Below are 20,128 nucleotides of genomic sequence, written 5' to 3'. Positions count from 1 at the left end.
TTTATAGGAGATGAAGACAATTGAAAGAAGATATCATCATAATTGGTGCCGGTCCTTGTGGGCTATCTGCAGCAATCTTTTTACAAAACAAGGGTTACCGGCCATTAGTCATTGAAAAGGGCAATGTTGTCCAGGCGATTTATCGGTATCCAACCCATCAACAATTTTTTAGTTCCAGTGAAAAATTAGAAATTGGCGACATGCCGTTTGTTATTGAAGAACAGAAGCCCAAACGCAACCAGGCGCTAGCGTATTATAGAGAAGTCGTTAAAAGAAAAAACATTCGCATTCACGCCTTTGAAGAGGTGATCAATGTCAAAAAAACGGGTGACAACGATACGTTTTTCGATGTAACAACCAGAAAACAAAACGGCGTTGAGGGAAGCTATCAAGCCCGCAATATTGTAGTCGCAACAGGCTATTATGATCATCCAAATATGATGGGCATACCAGGTGAAGACAAAGATAAAGTATTTCATTATTTTAAAGAAGCTCATCCTTATTTTGATTGTAACACTCTTGTCATCGGCGGCAAGAACTCAGCGGTGGATGCCGCAATGGCATTGCATAAAGCAGGCGCACACGTTACGTGCATCTACAGAGGCAGTGATTATTCTCCTAGTGTGAAACCCTGGATATTACCTGAATTTCAGGCTTTGGTTAAGCACGATAAAGTAACGATGATATTCGCAGCCGAAATTGAAGAAATCAAGGATAAGTCGGTTATATATAAGAAAAATGATCTAAAACACGAAATAGCAAATGATGTTGTGTTTGCCATGACCGGTTACCATCCTGATCACTCATTCCTAACACGGATGGATGTAGAGATTGAAAGTGAAACTGGAAGACCTGTGTTTCATCCCGATACAATGGAAACGAATGTGGCAGGGATTTTTATCGCTGGGGTCATTGCTGCCGGCAATAATGCAAATGAAATATTTATTGAAAATGGGCGGTTCCATGGCGAGGCCATAGCGAACACCATTCATGAACGAGATAAAGAAAACTTGGCTTTTCGCCAAACCTAAAAACGGCGAAAGCCTTAGTTGAACTTATGTGCGCCAAAAAGTAAGCACCCGTAATGGGTGCTTTAATTTAAGAAAATGTCTTCAAGCTTTTTGTGATCATCGGTTATTTCCAAGGCAACCATCAATTTTAATCTCGCTTTTTGGCCGTTTAATCCGTTGCTGAAAATGACGCCTAATGATTTAAGCTGCTTGCCGCCGCCTTCATAGCCATATATATCCTGCACGATGCCATTAAAGCATCTTGATACGATGACAATGGGAACACCCTTTTTAATTAAGTTATCAAGCTCGGGCATCAGTTCAGGGGGAAGGTTACCCTGACCGAGGGCTTCGATCACCAATCCGTCATACCCCAAATGATCCACAGCTTGCAGAAGATCAGGCTCCATGCCGGCATACGCCTTTAGCAGTGTTGTCTTTTTGTCAAGCTTATTAATGTTATAATTATCCCTGCTTGTTGGATGGTGGTGGAAAAAAACCCCGCGCTTTGTGACGATGCCAATTGGTCCAAATTGAGGGCTTTGAAAGGTTGCAACATTGCTTGTATGTGTTTTGGTTACGTTTTCTGCAGTATGAATGTCATCGTTCAAAACGACTAGCACACCTTTCCCCCTTGCTTCACCTGCTACAGCTGTTTTAACCGATGCAATAAGGTTGTGCGGACCGTCATATCCCGTCTCATTGCTTGAACGCATGGATCCTGTGACGACAACAGGTTCATTCACATCCAGAACAAGGTCAAGAAAATATGCCGTTTCTTCAAGGGTATCGGTGCCATGGGTCAACACAATGCCGTCGTAATTATCCGCTTCCAGCTTTGTTTTGATGAGTCGTGATAATTCGAACATATCCTTTGGTTTCATATGTGGTGAAGGAATATTTAGAAATTGCATTTCGGTTATATCAGCTAAACCCGTTAGTTCAGTCACTGTATGGCTTAATGGATTGCTGTCACCGGGTGTCACAGCGCCTGTCTCCTTATTTTCAGACATGGCGATCGTCCCGCCTGTATGGATAATAAGTATTTTCTTTTTCATAAGTTTCAACTCCTGTTGCGTATATTTCCATAACTAAGATAACATGTTACGATAGAAAAAAATAGTGAAATGAGGATGCGTTATGCTGGCCGTTGTTTCTGCAGGTATTGCACCTGGCATCGCGCTTTTATTTTATTTTTACTTAAAAGATAAATATGACACTGAACCGATAGGTATGGTTGTAAAGACCTTTATTTTCGGTGCGCTTATTGTGTTCCCTGTTATGGTTATTCAATACGCATTTAAATCTGAAGGCGTGCTTCAGGGCTTATTTTCTAATGCTTTTATCCTAACTGGATTGCTGGAAGAATTCTTTAAGTGGTTTATTATTATCTATACCGCCTACCACCATGCCGCTTTTAATGAGAGATATGATGGCATCATCTATGCTGTAGCGGTTTCATTAGGGTTTGCAACCGTTGAGAATATCTTCTATTTAACGGCCTATGGCATTAACTATGCATTGATTCGGGCACTTCTTCCTGTTTCCAGCCATGCGTTGTTCGGTGTGATAATGGGTTATTATATAGGCAAAGCAAAATTCTCTAAGAAGAAAAAAACAAACCTTCTAACAGGGTTGATGACTGCGGCGTTGCTTCATGGTTTGTATGATCTCATCCTCCATATTGAATCCGTGTGGCTGTATATCATTATTCCCTTTATGATTTATCTATGGTGGAATGCGCTCAGAAAGGTAAAAATGGCACACAGTCAACACCAGTCTTGGCTTAAAACACATTCAAATAAAATGTTACACAAGGAAAACGGCTGATCGGCCGTTTTTTTATTGCCCAAAACCAAAGGTCTTTCATAATATGCTTTGCATAAAATGTCATCTTTAAGAAAAACTACACTCATAAAAACAACCGCAGATTATGAGGAGGATTGATGATGATTTTGAAGCGTCAACTTTATTTGACGGGTATCCTTTCCCTAATTATCTTAGGCTGGGCATTGTTTGCTGATCAGCCTCAAGATCAGGCAAAGGCATTTTCACCACAGGTCATACAACATGGCGCAACAGGTGATGATGTCATTGAGCTGCAGGCAAGGCTGCAATATATCGGGTTTTATAATGGGGACATAGACGGGATTTTTGGATGGGGAACCTACTGGGCATTAAGAAACTTTCAAAATAAATACGGTTTGAAGGTCGATGGACTGGCGGGAACATCAACCAAGAAAAAACTTGCTTCAGTTTCAAAATATAATGCCAGTTATGTCAAAAGAAACATAAGACAAGGGAATGATTTTACTTACTATGGCGGAACACCGCTGAAGCAACAGAGTTCAGGCACCGCGAACCAATCAAATGGGAAACAAGCCCCTGCTAATAATGCCGGCGGTAACCAAAATAAAGGGAAATACAGTAAAAAAAATCTGCCGGAAGGGTTCTCCCAAAGTGATTTAAACTTAATTGCCAACGCTGTTTATGGTGAATCACGCGGTGAACCATATGTTGGCCAAGTCGCGGTTGCCGCGGTTATTCTAAACCGGATCGACAGCAACAAATTTCCTGACAACGTGTCAGGTGTGATTTTTCAACCTGGCGCTTTTACCGCCGTTGCTGACGGACAAATTTGGTTAACGCCAAATGATAAGGCAAAGCAAGCGGTCATGGATGCCATTAATGGCTGGGATCCTACCCATGGAGCCATCTATTATTTTAATCCGGATACCGCAACTTCAGCATGGATTTGGAGCAGACCACAAATCGAAAAAATCGGAAAACATATTTTCTGCAAATAAATGGAGGTGATGCGTTGTGATCCGTTCAGTGATTATTGGAATCCTGGCCGTAGCTGTTGTCGGTGTTGGTTATTGGGGTTACCAAGAACACAAAGAAAAAAATGCTGTACTTATTCATGCAGAAAATAATTATCAACAATCTTACCATGAATTAACGTATTATGTTGATCAGCTGCAAAATAAAATCGGTACAACTTTAGCTATGAATTCACGTAAATCGATGCGGCCGGAATTAGCGGATGTCTGGCGCCTTTCGGCTTTAGCTCATGGCGCAGTCGGTGAGCTGCCTTTGACGCTTTTACCCTTTAACAAAACGAACGAGTTTTTAACAAATGTAGGAAAATACAGCTACCAGACGGGTGTAAAGGATAAGGGAGACAGCGCCTTGTCAAAGCAAGAATATAATACTCTGGAAAATCTGTACAAACAATCAACGGATGTAGAAAAAGGGCTTAGAAAAGTTCAAAATGTCGTGATGCAAAATCATCTCCGTTGGATGGATGTCGAACTTGCTTTATCTTCGCAAAAGCAAAAAAATGATAATCAAGTTATAGACGGGCTAAAAACCGTCGATGGCAAAGCTGAAACATTTTCAGAGCAGTGGGGCCCGGAAATGAATCAGTTGAACACCGATGAAGAGAAGAAATTCAAAAAGATCAGTGGAAAGCCTGTTGATAAAAACACGGCGGTATTAAGGCTAAAACACTTTTTAAACCTGAATAACACGGATACCATTTCCATTCAAAAAACGGGCAAAGGATCCAATTATCCAGCGTACAATATGACGGTTAAAGATAAGAAAACCGACAATAGCATTGTCGCTTCCGTTACGAAAAAGGGAGGCCATGTCATCTGGTTTATCAAGAATAGACCTGTAAAATACGACAAGCTCAGCTTGCATGAGGCTTCGCAAAAAGCTGAAAGCTTTCTAAAGAAACATGACTTCAAGAATATGACAATGGTAAAAAGTGATCAATATCAAAACATCGGTGTTTTCACCTATGTTAAAAAAGTAGGAGATGTCCGGGTATACCCTGCATCATTAAGGGTCAAAGTGGCACTTGATAATGGTGAGATCATTGCATTAGATGAAACGGATTATCTTATCAACCGGTCGATAGATATTGATATGACACCAAAGATTTCTAAATCCGAGGCACTGAAAGATCTTAATTCAAATATTAAAGTCCAAGAGACTCATCTGGCAATATTCCAAAATGAATCAGGCAACAATATCCTTTGTTATGAACTTCTCGCAACGAAAGGGAACGACACATACCGCATCTTTATCAACGCAAATGACGGCACTCAGGAAAACGTAGAATTACTCACGGATTAACAAAGGGGGAAGGCCAAAAAAGGCTTTCCCTTTTCCTTTAACCATGACATAATTATTCTAAAAGTCAGACTTCCCATATTGCTTTGAGCAAGAACTGCTAATGAGAAAATTAAAGTGATTTATGGTATAGTAATAAACATAATAAGGATGAATAATAGGATGGGAGTTAAAGGTTATTTATGGAAAAAAAGTTTCAAATCGCCATTGATGGTCCGGCTGCAGCGGGAAAAAGTACAGTTGCCAAGCATATTGCAGACCAATTATCTTACATATATATAGACACAGGTGCTATGTACCGAGCTATAACATATAAAGCTTTGCAAGAGAAGGTTGATCTCCATAAGGGTCAGGCATTACAAGAATTGTTAACTGATACGACAATTAAACTTATTCCCACAGAGCAAGGGCAAAGGGTATTATTAGACGGAAGAGATGTATCTGATGCCATTCGTTTTGAAGATGTGACAAATCACGTTTCTCTTGTCTCACAGCACCAGGAGGTTAGAGAAGAATTGGTCCGTCGGCAGCGGTTGATGGCTGACCAAGGCGGCGTGGTAATGGATGGCCGCGACATCGGCACTCATGTCCTTCCAAATGCCAAGGTGAAAATTTTTCTTAGAGCTTCTGTGGATGAACGCGCCGAACGCCGCTACAGGGAGCAACAAGCCAAAGGTATCCAAACGCCATTGGAACAGCTTAAGAACGACATTGCCCTTCGCGATAAAAAAGATAGTGAAAGAGAAGTTTCACCTCTAGTAAAAGCGGCCGATGCTGTTGAAATTGATACGACCTCACTTTCTATCAGTGAGGTCATCACCCGTATTTTGGATATCGTGAAAGAGAGGGTGTAATGGTGAACCTTTATGGAATCGGCAAACAAACAGCTAAGATTTTCTTTGGGATTTTTAACCGCGTCCATGTTTATGGTGCGGAAAATTTGCCCAAAGAGGGAGGCATTATTCTATGCAGCAATCATACATCCAACTTTGATCCGCCTCTGATTGGTGCCACATGCCCAAGAGATCTAACCTTCATGGCGAAATCCGAATTGTTTGAAGTGCCTTTGTTTGGTCCGCTGATTAGTCGGCTCAATGCGTTCCCTATCAAACGGGGTTCAGGTGATAGGGGAGCAATCAGAATGGCGATGAAGCTGTTGAATGAGAATAGGACACTTTTGATTTTTCCTGAGGGTACACGAAATACGGCCGAGCATTTGAGAAAGGGCTTATCCGGGGCGGGCTTTTTTGCTCTTAAAACAGATGCGGCAGTCGTTCCTTGTGCTGTGATAGGGCGGTATAAATTTTTAAAGCCCGTTAAAATAGTATTTGGGAAACCGATAGATCTATCAGAAGAAAAGCAACAGAGGGCCAAAGCCTCTGAAGTTACCGAGATAATAATGACGCATATTCAGCGAATTATCGACCAGAATAAATAGAAGCAGCGTTTTGGTCGTTTGATTTAATCTTAAGGTAATCTACTTGACAAAATACTCTGTTTGTAAGAAGTTTAAAGTATGGTATTTTTATGTGTTTTGTTTTGGTTCAATTAAAGGAGGTCACTGATTTATGGTTGAAGAAACGAACAACGAAATGGCAACATTCGATGCATTATCAATCGGCGATGTCGTTAACGGCAAAGTAACCACAGTGGAAGAAAAGCATGCATTGGTTGATGTAGGCTACAAAAAAGAGGGCATATTGCCTATTAGCGAGCTGTCAAGCCTGCATGTTGAAAAGGTGAGCGATCTTCTAACTGTCGGTGACGACGTGACGGTTAAAGTGACGAAATTATCTGATGATGAGCTTGTCCTTTCCAAAAAGGAAGTTGATGCAGATAAAGCATGGGAAGATCTTGAGAAAAATTATGAAGAAAAAACGACTTTTGAAGTTGAAATAGCTGATGTTGTCAAAGGCGGGCTTGTCGTTGATTTAGGCGTCCGCGGCTTCATTCCTGCTTCCTTAGTAGAACGGCATTTTGTAGAGGACTTCGGTGAATACAAAGGCCGCGAATTGGATGTTAAGATTGTTGAGCTCGACCGGGAAAAAAGAAAGGTTATTCTTTCCCACCGTGCCGTTCTAGATGAAAAAGCCGATTTGGCGAAAGAAAAAACACTCGCTAACATTCAGGCAGGTGATGTTTTGGAAGGGACCGTACAACGACTAACCGATTTTGGTGCTTTTGTTGATATCGGCGGTGTTGACGGGCTTGTACACATTTCTCAGCTTGCCCACAACCGAGTTGAATCACCATCTGACGTTGTGTCTGAAGGTGACACGGTTAATGTTAAGGTGCTGTCTATCGACCGTGACAACGAACGTATTTCGCTTTCAATCAAAGATACGCAGCCAGGCCCTTGGGAAGATGCTCAAGGAAAAATTAAGGCGGGGGATATCTTAGAAGGCACTGTCAAAAGACTTGTACCATTTGGTGCCTTTGTTGAGCTTTTACCTGGCGTGGAAGGCCTTGTGCACATTTCGGAAATTTCGCACAGCCACATTGGTACCCCTGGGGAAGTGCTCTCTGAAGGCGAGCAAATTAAAGTTAAAGTATTGGATGTTAACTTTAATGAAAAACGCGTATCACTTAGTATTCGAGAACTTGAGGAACCGCAAAAACAAGAACAGACTCACCACCATGCTGATCTTCCGCAGGATGATAACTCCTCGGGCTTTTCCCTTGGTGATATGATTGGCGATCAGTTAAAGAAATACAAATAATTTTGATAAAGCAATCCTTAATGGGTTGCTTTTTATTTGAATCACGTTTATCATTCCGTCTCTTCTCCCATAATGACATATGAGGTGAAGCTAATGGACGGGATGATTTTTTATTGGGTTTTTTGGGGGGTTTGGATCTTAGCAACATTTATCATGCGTAAAAGAGGCTTAAGATTATGGATGGCTGCAGGATGCCTTATTGTGATTATTGCCTCCGGTATAACCCTTCATATCAATAGTTATGATGTTAATGCTGCATTCATACTCATGTTTTTAATCGGTATCTGCATCAACATAGGCTCACCACTCATAAAACTTTTTTATCATACCGTTGTAAACTATATTTTAATGATGCTTTACTTTTTATATCATTGCTATCAGATGTATGATCCAGCGATCAGGTTAATTGTTCCGCAATGGCTCTTTTTGATGGTGATTTTTGGCACCATACAGATGCTCATCAAGCCATTTCGATTCAGGCTTTCAATATTGCTTAGTGGCACATGTATGGGGGAAGGATTGAAAACGGTGATCATCCAACCCAAAAACGACACCATTGGCAATTATAACGCGCTCGATACACTGGCATTTTTTATCCTTTTAGCAGTGGGCTGGCATGTGCTGAATTGGTCGCTAAACTTTTTACAGCAAGTCATAAATAAATCACAAGTACCCAAAACCAAAGTTGGCCGACCTGTGGAAAGAGATTGAGTGGCGAATGTTTTTTTGGTACTATTAAAAAGCAATATAAGGCTTGGCGTTAAGCCAAGTTTTTTTGAGAGGAAGTGCAGTGTATGGCAAAACCAACCGTAGCCATTGTCGGACGGCCGAATGTTGGGAAATCAACAATATTTAATCGCATTATCGGAGACCGTGTGGCGATTGTAGAAGATATACCGGGTGTTACTCGAGACCGTATTTATGGGAGCGGTGAGTGGCTTAACCATTATTTTAATATCATTGATACTGGAGGCATTGAAATCGGTGATGAGCCGTTGCTTATACAAATGCGTGCTCAAGCTAACGTGGCGGTTGATGAAGCCGATGTAATATTATTTATTGTAGATGGCAGGGACGGCCTGACAGGCGCTGATCAGGAAGTGGCCGAAATGCTTTATCGTTCTAAGAAACCTGTCGTCCTTGGTGTCAATAAAATAGACAATGTTAAGCAGGAATTAAATCTATATGAATTCTATTCGCTTGGTGTAGGCGAACCGTTTGCAATATCAGGATCCCACGGTTTGGGTTTGGGCGATTTATTAGATGCTGTCATCGCCCACTTTCCTGCTGAAGAAGATGATGACTATGATGAATCTACGATCAAATTTTCGATCATCGGCCGTCCTAATGTCGGTAAATCCTCGCTGGTTAATGCAATCTTGGGAAAAAAGCGTGTGATTGTCAGTGATATCGCGGGGACAACTCGAGATGCGGTGGATACTCCTTTTACAAAGGATGGACAAGACTATGTCATCATAGATACCGCGGGAATCAGAAAACGCGGCAAGGTGTACGAAAAAACGGAGAAATACAGCGTGCTGCGGGCCCAAAAAGCCATTGAAGGCTCCGATGTTGTCTTAGTTGTCATAAATGGCGAGGAAGGCATCATTGAACAAGATAAAAAGATTGCAGGCTATGCCCATCAAGCGGGCCGGGCCATTGTTATTGTAGTTAACAAATGGGATGCCGTCGAAAAAGATGATAAAACAATGGAATCCTTTAAACGAAAGATACGTGATCATTTTCAATTTCTGAGCTATGCACCTATTGTCTTTCTGTCAGCCCAGACAAAGCAAAGACTTACATCTCTTTTGCCTATGATTCAAACTGTTGCTGAAAACCATAGCATGCGCGTTCAGACAAGCTTGCTTAACGATGTGATAATGGATGCGACAGCGATGACACCGCCGCCATCTGACAAAGGCAGACGTCTGAAAATTTATTATGCGACACAAGTCAGTGTAAAGCCGCCAACATTTGTTCTGTTTGTAAATGATCCGGAATTACTGCACTTTTCATATGAACGCTATCTTGAAAATAAGATAAGAGATACTTTTGGCTTTATTGGAACACCAATCAGAATTTTTTCTCGCAGAAAACATGAACAATAGGGGGATGTCATGTTTATTTTAGCGTTTGTTATTGCCTATCTCATTGGCTCAATCAGTTTTAGCTACTTGATCACAAAGAAAATTAAGAAGGTCGATATCCGAGAATTTGGCAGCGGCAATGCCGGGGCGACAAATACGCTTCGAGTTCTTGGTGTTGGCCCTGCAGTGACTGTCTTGTTGCTGGACGTTCTTAAAGGGGTCGTTGCTGTGTTATTCGCCATGGTTTTGAATTTAGATTCATGGGCGGTTGCAGCTACGGGGCTGTTCGCTATTCTCGGTCATAATTTCCCGGTGTTTTACGGGTTTAAAGGCGGCAAAGGTGTCGCTACAACAATAGGTGCTTTTGTCATGCTTATGTATTCACCGGCTCTTGCCGCGGGTGTTTTCGCTATCATATTAATTATACTGACACGTTATGTGTCACTCGGATCACTTATTTTTATTATCTTCACACCAATTTTTTCATTATACGTTGGCGACAATCCACTCAGCTATACATATATCGGTTTGATCATAGCACTTCTCGCTATATGGCAGCATCGGACGAACATCAAACGTCTGATTAGAGGTGAAGAGAACAGACTTGGAAAGAAAACAAAAGATATCTAAATACTGGAGGACTATAATTGATGACTAAAATAGCTGTAATTGGTGCAGGGAGCTGGGGAACAGCCCTTGCAATGGTTCTTGCCGACAATGGCCACACTGTGAATTTATGGGGCAGAAGAAAAGAACAGATAACTGAAATTAACAGCCGTCATACTAATGAACGCTATCTTCCGGATGTGTTATTGCCGAACAATATTATTGGCTGCGATGATATTGGCGAGGCCGTTAAAGATGTGGAGACGATCCTGCTAGTGACACCGACAAAGGGCATCAGGGATGTCTTAGGGCAAATAAAACCCCATCTCAAAGGACCTGTGTTATTTATCCACGGCAGTAAAGGCATTGAGCCACATACCTCCAAAAGGATTTCCGAGATGATTGAGGAGGAAATCCCAGAAAGCAAACGGGAGGCTGTTGTTGTACTCTCCGGCCCGAGTCACGCCGAAGAGGTGTGCCATCGCCAGCCAACAACAGTTGCCGTCGCGTCGTACGATGAAAAGGCTGCACATAAAGTCCAAGATTTATTTATTAACCAATATTTTCGAGTTTATACGAATGATGATGTCATTGGCGTCGAAATTGGCGGCGCATTAAAGAATATCATTGCACTTGGTGCGGGGATTTCCGACGGTCTTGGCTATGGAGACAACGCCAAAGCAGCTTTAATTACAAGGGGACTAGCAGAGATCAGCCGTTTGGGGACTAAGATGGGAGCCCATCCGTTAACGTTCACAGGCCTCGCTGGGATGGGTGACTTAATTGTAACGTGTACAAGCGTCCACAGCCGTAATTGGCGTGCGGGCAACCTGCTTGGCAAAGGCCATGATTTGGACGAAACGCTGGAAGAAATGGGTATGGTTGTTGAAGGTGTCAGAACAACTGAAGCGGCCTATTATTTATCTGAAAGGGAAGATGTCGACCTGCCAATTACTGCCGCCATATATGATGTTCTCTTTAACCAAAAGAGTGCAAAATTGGCTGTCGATGAACTGATGGGACGGGGAAAAACAAGTGAAATTGGGGAATTGACGGATATTCTTGCTGAAAAGCTTGAAGAAGGCAACAGCCCTTTTTGATATCATGAATTTGGATCCACAGCACAATGAGAGTCAGCCCAGCATATAATGTTTTGAAAGCAGGGAAAAGGAGGACTTTCATTGGATCCAAACAATCCTTTTTTTGATCACATTGAAAAGAAAACGAATGTGAAAAAAGAAGATATTTTTAGTCTGGCTAATTCGGTCTCGAATGCGAACTTTAAGGATGAAAAAACGGTAAGGCGGTTGGTCGGACAGGTCGCAAGGTTAGCTAATGTATCAGTTTCAAAAGAAAAGGAAGATGCGATCGTCAAAGCAATTGTTAATAATAACGTCCCTATGAATTTCTCTTCCTTGTCAAAAATGTTTGACCAAAAATAAAAAAACTAGGCCATAGTCAGCGGCAATATGTTATTCCAGGGCATACGGTATAGTGAATACACATCAATATTAATAAAGGGCAAATGATGCACGGAAGGTTTTTAGTCAATAAACCGGGGGAAAACAGCTTGTTTTCTTTCGGTTTTTTAAATTAAAAAAATTTTGCCTTTTGAAATAACCTGCTTTAAGATAAATATTAGGGTAACGGGAGGAGGGTTCGTTGATGACACCTGGTTTAATTAAAATGTGGCTCTCTTTTATAGCTATGGGTTTAATGGTTTTGGCAGCTGGGATGATAATGTTCGGCCGATTTAAGCTAAAAGGTATTTTCCGGTTTATGCTTTCGTTCGTTGCTTATATAATTTTACTTTTTTCCACCTTTTTAATGATTATCGTTATCATGTGATTCTTATAAAATACTAATAAAATGGTAGAAGCGTCTACATACATAAAGGATGTCGGTTGCAATGCACAAGATAATTGGTGTGATAATAGCATGCTGCATGACCGCCATGCTATCAGGGTGCTTGAACCCCGGAAGTGAAAAAACACAGAGCCATGTGGCTTATGAAGCCGAGATGGATGCGGTCCAAAACGCTGTGCTAGCTTATAAGAAAGATACCGGTGTGTTACCGATTAAGAACAGCAATGAAAAAACACCTTTGTATAAAAAATACCGGATTGATTTCAATCGATTAATACCAAAGTATATGGGGAAACCGCCGGATAACGCCTATTCGGAAGGCGGCCATTTCGAATATGTCATCGTTAATCCAGAACATGATTTGCAGGTGAAGGTCATTGATTTATCATTAGTGGCCAAAGTTCAAGAAATTAAGCAGCGAGTCGAGAACTACCGCTATAACAAGGGCTTTTCCCCAATCGGCGGCGTTATTAGAGCAAAGGTGTATAAAATTGACTTCAAAGATATTGGTTATAAGGAACCTCCCACAGTAATAAGCCCTTACAGCGGACAACCATTAAGTTTCGTCATGGATAATGAGTCCAATGTCTATATTAATTACTTGCCGGATATTTATAATGCCTACAAGAAATCGGGGAAATCCGCAAATAACGGTGAGGATCTAAGATATCTTCTTTTAAAAGAGCATCCTTACGTGCCCGTCGATTCGCTTCCGTATACGATCAAAAATAATCAGGTTGTTTTTTTGGTGAAATAGGAATTAAACCCTCTCTCAGTAAATAATTTATATGGGAGAGGGTTTTTCTATTTAGTTTAGAAACGGGTGAAACATGCGGATGATGATTTTCTAGTAAATGAAACTGCAGATGACTTGTGAAAGAAATTGGTATATTTAATGGACAAAGTCATAGGTATATAATATCGAATCACGTCTGCTTAATATGGAGACCGGGAGGGTGTTAATTTTGGAAAGAGTCGATATTTTTAAAGATATTGCCGAAAGAACTGGCGGAGACATTTATCTGGGAGTAGTTGGCGCTGTTCGGACGGGAAAATCGACGTTTATTAAAAAGTTTATGGAGCTCGTCGTACTTCCAAATATGACAAATGAAGCTGACCGAGCAAGAGCCCAAGATGAGCTGCCTCAAAGCGGAGCAGGAAAACAGATCATGACAACCGAGCCCAAATTCGTCCCAAATAATGCGGTAGCGATCAAGGTTGATGATGGTTTGGAGGTCAACATCCGCGTTGTCGACTGTGTGGGGTATGCCGTCAGCGGTGCAAAAGGATTTGAAGATGAGAACGGCCCAAGGATGGTGCATACGCCGTGGTATGATGAGCCGATTCCTTTCCAGGAAGCTGCGGAAATTGGCACAAGGAAAGTCATACAAGAACATTCCACCCTGGGTGTTGTTGTCACAACTGATGGCTCTATCGGCGAGATTACACGCGATGACTATCTCGAAGCAGAGGAACGCGTTGTGGATGAACTGAAAGAGGTCGGAAAGCCTTTTATAATGATTATTAATTCTGCTCATCCGCACCATCCCGAAACCGAGGCATTACGGCATGAATTAGTTGACAAATATGATATACCAGTCCTCGCTCAAAGCGTAGAAAATATGACAGAGCATGATATCAATAATATTTTAAGAGAAACCTTATATGAATTTCCTGTTCTTGAGGTCAATGTCAACCTGCCAAGCTGGGTTATGGTGCTCCGGGATAACCATTGGCTCCGGGCAAGCTATGAGGATGCAGTGAAAAATACGGTGAAAGATATTAAAAGACTTCGCGATGTTGACCGTGTCGTTGGTTACTTTAATGAGTATGAATTTATAGATGATGCCGAGCTTGCCGGGATTGACATGGGGCAGGGGATTGCGGAAATTGACTTATATGCTCCTGACAACTTATACGATCAGGTATTAAAAGAGGTTGTCGGGGTGGAAATACGCGGCAAAGATCACCTTTTACAATTAATGCAGGAATTTTCTAACGCAAAGCGTGAATACGATCAGGTTTCAGATGCCCTGACGATGGTGAAACAAACTGGATATGGCATAGCAGCGCCGGCTTTATCCGATATGAGTCTCGATGAGCCAGAGATTATACGGCAAGGATCAAGATTCGGTGTCAGGCTAAAAGCAGTCGCGCCATCGATTCATATGATTAAAGTCGATGTCGAATCAGAATTTGCGCCGATTATCGGTACCGAAAAACAAAGTGAAGAACTTGTCAGATATCTCATGCAGGATTTTGAAGATGACCCTCTCTCAATCTGGAATTCTGATATCTTTGGACGCTCTTTGAACTCAATTGTCCGTGAAGGCATATCAGCGAAATTATCGCTTATGCCTGAAAATGCAAGGTATAAACTGAAGGAAACCCTTGAGCGGATTATCAATGAGGGTTCAGGCGGATTAATCGCCATTATCCTTTAAGCAGCCCCTAGAATAACAAGCTTTTATACTTATTTTGAAAAAGACTCTTATCGGGTCTTTTTTTTATGCTTACTATATTTTTTACAAGGGTTTGCAGTTTACAAGGATGATAAAATGGGTATGATAGTATTGTATTTCATTAAAAACGGCAAAAAAACCTGTTGTAATGCGCATTTTTTATAAAAAAATGTTGAATTCCTGTATTAATTCGTATAAGATAAGCGTTGATAATGGTTTTTGTCAGTTTAACAAAATTGCACTGGACCATTTCTTGAGAGGAGGTGAAGGTGTTGAATAAGACTGAACTTATTAATGCTGTAGCAGAATCTACACAATTATCAAAAAAAGACGCCACTAAAGCAGTTGATTCTGTATTTTCAACGATTGCTGATGCTCTCAAAGAAGGAAGCAAAGTCCAACTTATTGGATTCGGTAATTTTGAAGTTCGTGAACGCTCTGCTCGCAAAGGACGCAATCCGCAAACGGGTGAAGAAATTGATATTCCTGCAAGCAAAGTTCCAGCATTCAAACCTGGTAAGGCCCTTAAGGATGTTGTGAAGTAATTAAATACATAGGGCTGTAAAAGGAGTCGCGTGCGCGTGGCTCCTTTTTTATTTGGTGAGTCCCTCTTTACTCTTTATTTTATTACAGGCGTATGCTAGAATTTTTGTTATTAAGAGAGGATTTTGGGAACGGAGGAAACAGCGTGAGCGTTAACCATAAAAAAATCGAAGAAGCGGTAACGATGATCATTGAAGCCATTGGTGAAGACCCAAACCGGGAAGGTCTTTTGGACACTCCAAAGCGTGTCGCCCGAATGTACGGAGAAGTATTTCAAGGTTTGGAACAAGATCCCGAAGAATATTTTGCAACCGTCTTTGGGGAAGATCATGAAGAACTTGTACTCGTTAAGGATATTCCGTTTTATTCAATGTGTGAGCATCATTTAGTGCCTTTTTACGGCAAAGCACACGTGGGATATATTCCACGTGGCGGCAGAGTAACAGGGTTAAGTAAGCTTGCCCGTGCAGTCGAAGCGGTAGCAAAGCGTCCCCAACTTCAGGAGAGAATAACAACAACAATTGCGGATTCTATTGTTAATACACTCGAACCTCACGGCGTGATTGTTGTCGTTGAAGCCGAACACATGTGTATGACGATGCGCGGAGTGAAGAAGCCGGGGGCTAAGACCATCACATCCGCTGTAAGGGGAATTTTTCAGAAAGACCAATCTGCTCGCGCAGAAGCGATGATGCTAATAAAAGAATAGGTATAATCAAATTGGTAATTGAGAAGAGGGGCATATACAATGGGACAAGCATCTGACGGCAATGATTTTTTTGTTATAAAAGCCGAAGAAAACGGTGTAAATGTTATTGGTTTAACCCGCGGGTCTGACACACGGTTTCATCATTCGGAAAAGCTTGATATGGGCGAAGTGATGATCGCTCAATTTACTGAACACACCTCAGCTGTTAAGGTAAGAGGGAAAGCTACAATCCAGACAAAACACGGGGAAGTTAAATCAGATTAAAGCAGGGAAACCTGCTTTTATCCATTTCTTACCGGTTGGGTAAGGATGTTTTCTTTATTGGGTGCTAACCTTTATGGTATAATATTTAAAGGCATTTTTAAGATGCGACAAAAGGATGACGACCTACTTTATTGTGCGGGGGACCGATCATGACCATCAATGATGAACTGTTAGAAATTCATAATAAATTATTACATATTATTGAGCATCCATACCTAAAAAGGCATCTCCCCCAGCCGGAGATAGATCGGGATCGGCTTTACGTGTATTATTTACTCTTTAAAGAGAATGGATCATATTCTGATGTTGAGGACTATATTATCAGCATTATGTTGGTGCAAATAGCTCTTGACACACATGAGACTGTGACAACGGAACGATTAAGCAATCAAGATGACAAACGGACGAGACAGCTTACCGTCTTGTCTGGCATTTACCATAGTTCCCTTTATTATTATATTCTTGCAAAGACACCCGATGTACAAATGATAAAATGGATCGCCAAAGGCATTCAAGATTTTAATGAATATAAAATGCGCTTTTTTGTCAGTGAACACCTTCAATGGAACTATTTATTTGAACAATTAGGGAACATTGAATCTGCTTTATTGAGCAAAGTTACTCAAGCGCTGGGCATGTCAGATTGGAATGCCGCGTTGCATGATTATTTTTATTTAAAACGATTGAATATCGAAAAAAAAGCATTTCTTAATGGTGAGAAACAAACATCATTTTTTCATCATATTTTCAAGAAAAAACCTGACTACCGCAAAATTTTTATCCAAAAAATTGATCAATGTATTCAGGAGACAGTGTCTCGGCTGAAGGACCATACAAATCATCCTTCACAATCCAAGCTAATAAATACACTATTACAACACATTTCCAAGGAAACAAGTGTCAACTTTGCTCGTTTAGCGGAGGAAGGTTAAATCATGAATGAAGCAAAACACGAAAAAGTTCACCACGTCTTTCAAACCATTTATAAGAAATATGATTTCATGAATTCCCTGATCAGTTTCAATCAGCATAAGGCTTGGCGCAAAAAAACGATGGCCATTATGAATGTTCAAAAGGGGGCATCAGCACTTGACCTTTGTTGCGGAACCGGTGACTGGGCACTTTCCCTAGCTGAAGTTGTAGGACCTAAGGGTAAGGTGGCAGGGCTAGATTTTAGTGACAATATGCTAAAGGTTGCTGAGATGAAGCTTAAAGAAACACCCTTCAAGAACGTTACCTTGGATCATGGCGATGCAATGAATCTACCGTATAAGGATAATACATTTGACTATGTTACTATCGGCTTCGGCCTAAGGAATGTGCCAGATTATTTAACAGTGTTAAAAGAAATGCAAAGGGTTTTAAAGCCGGGAGGAATGGCTGTTTGTCTAGAAACCTCCCAACCTACAATGCCTGTATACACCCAACTTTACTTTTTTTATTTCAAACGTATCATGCCAATACTTGGTAAAATTTTTGCTGGAAGTTATGATGAATATGTCTGGTTACATGAGTCAACGAAAAATTTCCCTGATAAGAAAACACTGGCAATGATGTTTGAAGAGGCCGGTTTAACAGATGTTAGGATAAAACCATTTACAGGCGGGATCGCTGCAATGCATCATGCAGTGAAACCAGAGATTCAAGGTGACGGGGATAAAGGTGAAAGCGTATGTCGTTAGTAGGAATTTATAAAGATTTAAAACGTGATTTAAATGATATCGAAAAACAGTTGGAACTTACAATAGCTGCCGATCATCCGGTCCTATACAAAGCAGCTTTTGATTTGCTAAAGGCAGGCGGTAAACGGATTCGTCCCGTTCTTGTTTTACTGTCTTCACAATACGGTGACAAAAAGTCTCCATCGGTACATAAAACAGCTGTAACCCTGGAATTGATTCATATGGCTTCACTTGTCCATGATGATGTGATCGACAATGCGGAGCTTCGCCGTGGAAAAAAAACAGTCAAGGCAAAGTGGGATAATCGGGTTGCCATGTATACCGGTGACTTTATTTTCGCCAGAGCTGTCGATTTAATGACCGATTTTGAAGGGGCGGAAGCTCATCAGCTGTTGTCAGCAGGTGTTATGGAGATGAGCCTTGGAGAAATTGAACAAATCAAAGATCAATATAACTGGCAACAGAACCTAAGACGCTACCTTCTTCGCATTAAACGCAAAACAGCGTTATTAATGGCATTAAGCTGTCAATTAGGTGCAGTGACGTCCGGGGCACCTGCTAACGTTGGCAAAAGACTCTATTACTTTGGTTATTTTATGGGTATGTCATATCAGATTACCGACGATATTTTGGATTTCGTAAGCACGGAGAAACAACTTGGCAAACCAGCGGGAAGTGATTTAAAACAAGGCAATATTACATTGCCTACCTTATATGCCCTAAAGCAGCCTGAAATGAGAGATAGAATCGTCCAAGTTCTAGAATCAGACCTTGCAACTGATGATGATTGGCAAGAAGTTATCAGTTTAATTAAGAATTCCAAAGCAATCAGCTTATCCCAGGAACTTAGTGAACGATATCTCATGAAAGCTTATCAGGTATTAAAGGATTTACCTGACCATGCTGCCACTCGCTCTTTTCGCCAAATTGCCGATTATATTGGTAAACGCAAATATTAGTTTGTCATGTAACAAAAATTTTGATAGACTAAAATCGTTGCTTAAATGTTGCATCATATACATATTAGGAAGTGGGGAGCACAATGGAAAAAACTTTTCTGATGGTTAAACCTGACGGCGTTCAGCGCGGTTTAATTAGTGAAGTTGTACGCCGTTTTGAAAGCAAAGGCTTTCAACTCATTGGAGGAAAACTCATGATGATCACCAAGGAACTTGCTGAAAAGCATTATGGTGAACATAAAGATAAGCCATTCTTTGGCGAATTGGTTGGTTTTATTACTTCAGCACCAGTTTTCGCAATGGTTTGGGAAGGCGAAAATGTTATTGCACAAGCACGCCAAATGATGGGGGCAACAAACCCTAAGGATGCTGCACCGGGAACGATTCGCGGTGATTATGCTGTCCAAGTCAGCCAGAATATTATTCACGGTTCCGATTCTCCGGAAAGCGCGGAAAGGGAAATCAACCTATTTTTTAATGAAAGCGATTTAGTTGAATATAAAAAAGACATTAATAAATGGGTTTAATTAAAAAAACCAGCCTTTGAAGGCTGGTTTTTTATACAATCGGCGGATGGGGGATGGATGGTGTCTCTGGATTACGACATCTTTAAGAAGCGGCTTTTTGAATTAACCGGAATCAATTTAACGCTGTATAAAGAGGATCAAATGAAAAGACGCTTAAATTCACTGCGACTGAAACATGGCATTGATTCATTTGCTGATTATTATCAAAAATTAGCAGAATAAGACGGATTATTCTATAAGCTTGACAAAAAGTATCAAAATCCGGTAAGATTCAAACACCAAAATCTGTTGGCTGATCCTGTCGACGAGCTGTTTGATTTGATTGTTTGCAGGAACGTCTTAATTTATTTTACAAATCAAGCCAAACAGTATTTATATGGAACATTCAGCCGTGTATTAAAGCCAGGGGGAATTCTTTTTGTCGGCAGTACAGAACAAATTTTTCACCCTGAAAACTATCAATTAAAACCAGCAGAACCTTTTTTTTATGAGAAACAAGTTGCACCACAAATTGTTCAAGCAAAAAAACAGGAGAAAGAAGGGTGAA

At 41.0% G+C, this 20,128-nt stretch carries 24 protein-coding genes and 1 pseudogene; 24 read left to right on the top strand and 1 reads right to left on the bottom strand.

Translation table 11 applies throughout. The annotated features are described in order from the left end of the window. Positions 1–20: 20 nt before the first annotated feature. Positions 21–1,031: a YpdA family putative bacillithiol disulfide reductase gene (locus EV207_RS02440; protein ID WP_132743280.1), complete on the top strand. Its 1,011-nt coding sequence runs from the start codon at positions 21–23 to the stop codon at positions 1,029–1,031. Positions 1,032–1,093: 62 nt separating this feature from the next. On the opposite strand, the gene EV207_RS02435 is transcribed toward EV207_RS02440, so the two are convergent. Beyond that, positions 1,094–2,068, bottom strand: coding sequence for an asparaginase (locus tag EV207_RS02435; RefSeq protein ID WP_132743278.1), 975 nt, complete (start codon positions 2,066–2,068; stop codon positions 1,094–1,096). Positions 2,069–2,150: 82 nt separating this feature from the next. Here EV207_RS02435 and prsW point away from each other — a divergent pair, with 82 nt between their 5' ends. The 23 genes and pseudogenes from prsW to EV207_RS23840 all read left to right on the top strand — a co-directional run. After that, a complete protein-coding gene (prsW, locus tag EV207_RS02430; protein WP_132743276.1) occupies positions 2,151–2,840 on the top strand; it encodes a glutamic-type intramembrane protease PrsW in 690 nt (229 codons plus the stop codon). A gap of 119 nt (positions 2,841–2,959) precedes the next feature. Next, the gene (gene sleB / locus EV207_RS02425) at positions 2,960–3,817 is read left to right on the top strand and encodes a spore cortex-lytic enzyme (protein ID WP_132743583.1); all 858 of its coding nucleotides are present in this window, start codon (positions 2,960–2,962) and stop codon (positions 3,815–3,817) included. Positions 3,818–3,833: 16 nt separating this feature from the next. Then, complete coding sequence (ypeB, locus tag EV207_RS02420) at positions 3,834–5,156, top strand: germination protein YpeB (protein ID WP_132743274.1); 1,323 nt, start codon at positions 3,834–3,836, stop codon at positions 5,154–5,156. Positions 5,157–5,335: 179 nt separating this feature from the next. Then, positions 5,336–6,007, top strand: a complete 672-nt coding sequence (gene cmk / locus EV207_RS02415; protein WP_132743272.1) for a (d)CMP kinase — start codon at positions 5,336–5,338, stop codon at positions 6,005–6,007. Continuing rightward, positions 6,007–6,591 (top strand): lysophospholipid acyltransferase family protein, encoded by a 585-nt coding sequence (locus EV207_RS02410; RefSeq protein ID WP_207902906.1) that lies wholly within the window; start codon positions 6,007–6,009, stop codon positions 6,589–6,591. Before cmk ends, EV207_RS02410 begins: the two co-directional genes overlap by 1 nt. 130 nt (positions 6,592–6,721) lie before the next feature. Then, the gene (gene rpsA, locus EV207_RS02405; RefSeq protein ID WP_132743270.1) at positions 6,722–7,873 is read left to right on the top strand and encodes a 30S ribosomal protein S1; all 1,152 of its coding nucleotides are present in this window, start codon (positions 6,722–6,724) and stop codon (positions 7,871–7,873) included. Between the two features lie 93 nt (positions 7,874–7,966). Beyond that, positions 7,967–8,584, top strand: coding sequence for a YphA family membrane protein (locus EV207_RS02400; RefSeq protein ID WP_132743268.1), 618 nt, complete (start codon positions 7,967–7,969; stop codon positions 8,582–8,584). A gap of 83 nt (positions 8,585–8,667) precedes the next feature. Continuing rightward, on the top strand, positions 8,668–9,984 hold the full coding sequence (der, locus tag EV207_RS02395) for a ribosome biogenesis GTPase Der (protein ID WP_132743266.1): 1,317 nt from the start codon (positions 8,668–8,670) through the stop codon (positions 9,982–9,984). Positions 9,985–9,993: 9 nt separating this feature from the next. Continuing rightward, a complete protein-coding gene (plsY, locus tag EV207_RS02390) occupies positions 9,994–10,593 on the top strand; it encodes a glycerol-3-phosphate 1-O-acyltransferase PlsY (RefSeq protein WP_132743264.1) in 600 nt (199 codons plus the stop codon). Between the two features lie 20 nt (positions 10,594–10,613). Continuing rightward, the gene (locus EV207_RS02385) at positions 10,614–11,669 is read left to right on the top strand and encodes an NAD(P)H-dependent glycerol-3-phosphate dehydrogenase (protein ID WP_132743579.1); all 1,056 of its coding nucleotides are present in this window, start codon (positions 10,614–10,616) and stop codon (positions 11,667–11,669) included. 81 nt (positions 11,670–11,750) lie between these two features. Further along, positions 11,751–12,011 (top strand): stage VI sporulation protein F, encoded by a 261-nt coding sequence (locus EV207_RS02380; RefSeq protein ID WP_132743262.1) that lies wholly within the window; start codon positions 11,751–11,753, stop codon positions 12,009–12,011. A 223-nt stretch (positions 12,012–12,234) separates the two neighbouring features. After that, positions 12,235–12,417 (top strand): DUF2768 domain-containing protein, encoded by a 183-nt coding sequence (locus EV207_RS02375; protein ID WP_132743260.1) that lies wholly within the window; start codon positions 12,235–12,237, stop codon positions 12,415–12,417. A gap of 61 nt (positions 12,418–12,478) precedes the next feature. Further along, the gene (locus EV207_RS02370; RefSeq protein WP_132743258.1) at positions 12,479–13,192 is read left to right on the top strand and encodes a hypothetical protein; all 714 of its coding nucleotides are present in this window, start codon (positions 12,479–12,481) and stop codon (positions 13,190–13,192) included. Positions 13,193–13,400: 208 nt separating this feature from the next. Then, positions 13,401–14,879 carry a stage IV sporulation protein A gene (gene spoIVA, locus EV207_RS02365; protein ID WP_132743256.1) on the top strand — a complete coding sequence of 493 codons (1,479 nt, stop codon included), beginning with the start codon at positions 13,401–13,403 and terminating at the stop codon, positions 14,877–14,879. A gap of 290 nt (positions 14,880–15,169) precedes the next feature. After that, positions 15,170–15,442 (top strand): HU family DNA-binding protein, encoded by a 273-nt coding sequence (locus EV207_RS02360; protein WP_132743254.1) that lies wholly within the window; start codon positions 15,170–15,172, stop codon positions 15,440–15,442. Between the two features lie 92 nt (positions 15,443–15,534). Beyond that, complete coding sequence (gene folE, locus EV207_RS02355; RefSeq protein WP_132743252.1) at positions 15,535–16,149, top strand: GTP cyclohydrolase I FolE; 615 nt, start codon at positions 15,535–15,537, stop codon at positions 16,147–16,149. Positions 16,150–16,188: 39 nt separating this feature from the next. After that, positions 16,189–16,413 (top strand): trp RNA-binding attenuation protein MtrB, encoded by a 225-nt coding sequence (gene mtrB, locus EV207_RS02350; protein WP_132743250.1) that lies wholly within the window; start codon positions 16,189–16,191, stop codon positions 16,411–16,413. A gap of 149 nt (positions 16,414–16,562) precedes the next feature. Next, the gene (locus tag EV207_RS02345; protein ID WP_132743248.1) at positions 16,563–17,345 is read left to right on the top strand and encodes a heptaprenyl diphosphate synthase component 1; all 783 of its coding nucleotides are present in this window, start codon (positions 16,563–16,565) and stop codon (positions 17,343–17,345) included. Between the two features lie 3 nt (positions 17,346–17,348). Continuing rightward, on the top strand, positions 17,349–18,095 hold the full coding sequence (locus EV207_RS02340; protein ID WP_132743246.1) for a demethylmenaquinone methyltransferase: 747 nt from the start codon (positions 17,349–17,351) through the stop codon (positions 18,093–18,095). Beyond that, the gene (hepT, locus tag EV207_RS02335; protein WP_132743244.1) at positions 18,086–19,054 is read left to right on the top strand and encodes a heptaprenyl diphosphate synthase component II; all 969 of its coding nucleotides are present in this window, start codon (positions 18,086–18,088) and stop codon (positions 19,052–19,054) included. The genes EV207_RS02340 and hepT overlap by 10 nt, the downstream gene beginning before the upstream one ends. Positions 19,055–19,137: 83 nt before the next feature. After that, on the top strand, positions 19,138–19,581 hold the full coding sequence (gene ndk, locus EV207_RS02330) for a nucleoside-diphosphate kinase (protein ID WP_132743242.1): 444 nt from the start codon (positions 19,138–19,140) through the stop codon (positions 19,579–19,581). A 57-nt stretch (positions 19,582–19,638) separates the two neighbouring features. Then, positions 19,639–19,803, top strand: a complete 165-nt coding sequence (locus EV207_RS23845; protein ID WP_424511337.1) for a hypothetical protein — start codon at positions 19,639–19,641, stop codon at positions 19,801–19,803. Positions 19,804–19,824: 21 nt separating this feature from the next. Next, positions 19,825–20,127: pseudogene (locus tag EV207_RS23840) on the top strand (CheR family methyltransferase); the annotation flags it as partial. Between the last annotated feature and the right edge of the window lies 1 nt (position 20,128).

Origin of the sequence: Scopulibacillus darangshiensis, assembly GCF_004341035.1 — a bacterium.
Classification (GTDB): domain Bacteria; phylum Bacillota; class Bacilli; order Bacillales; family Sporolactobacillaceae; genus Scopulibacillus; species Scopulibacillus darangshiensis.
Note: the sequence above shows the minus strand (reverse complement) of the source record. Positions and strands in the feature narration are given on the sequence as shown.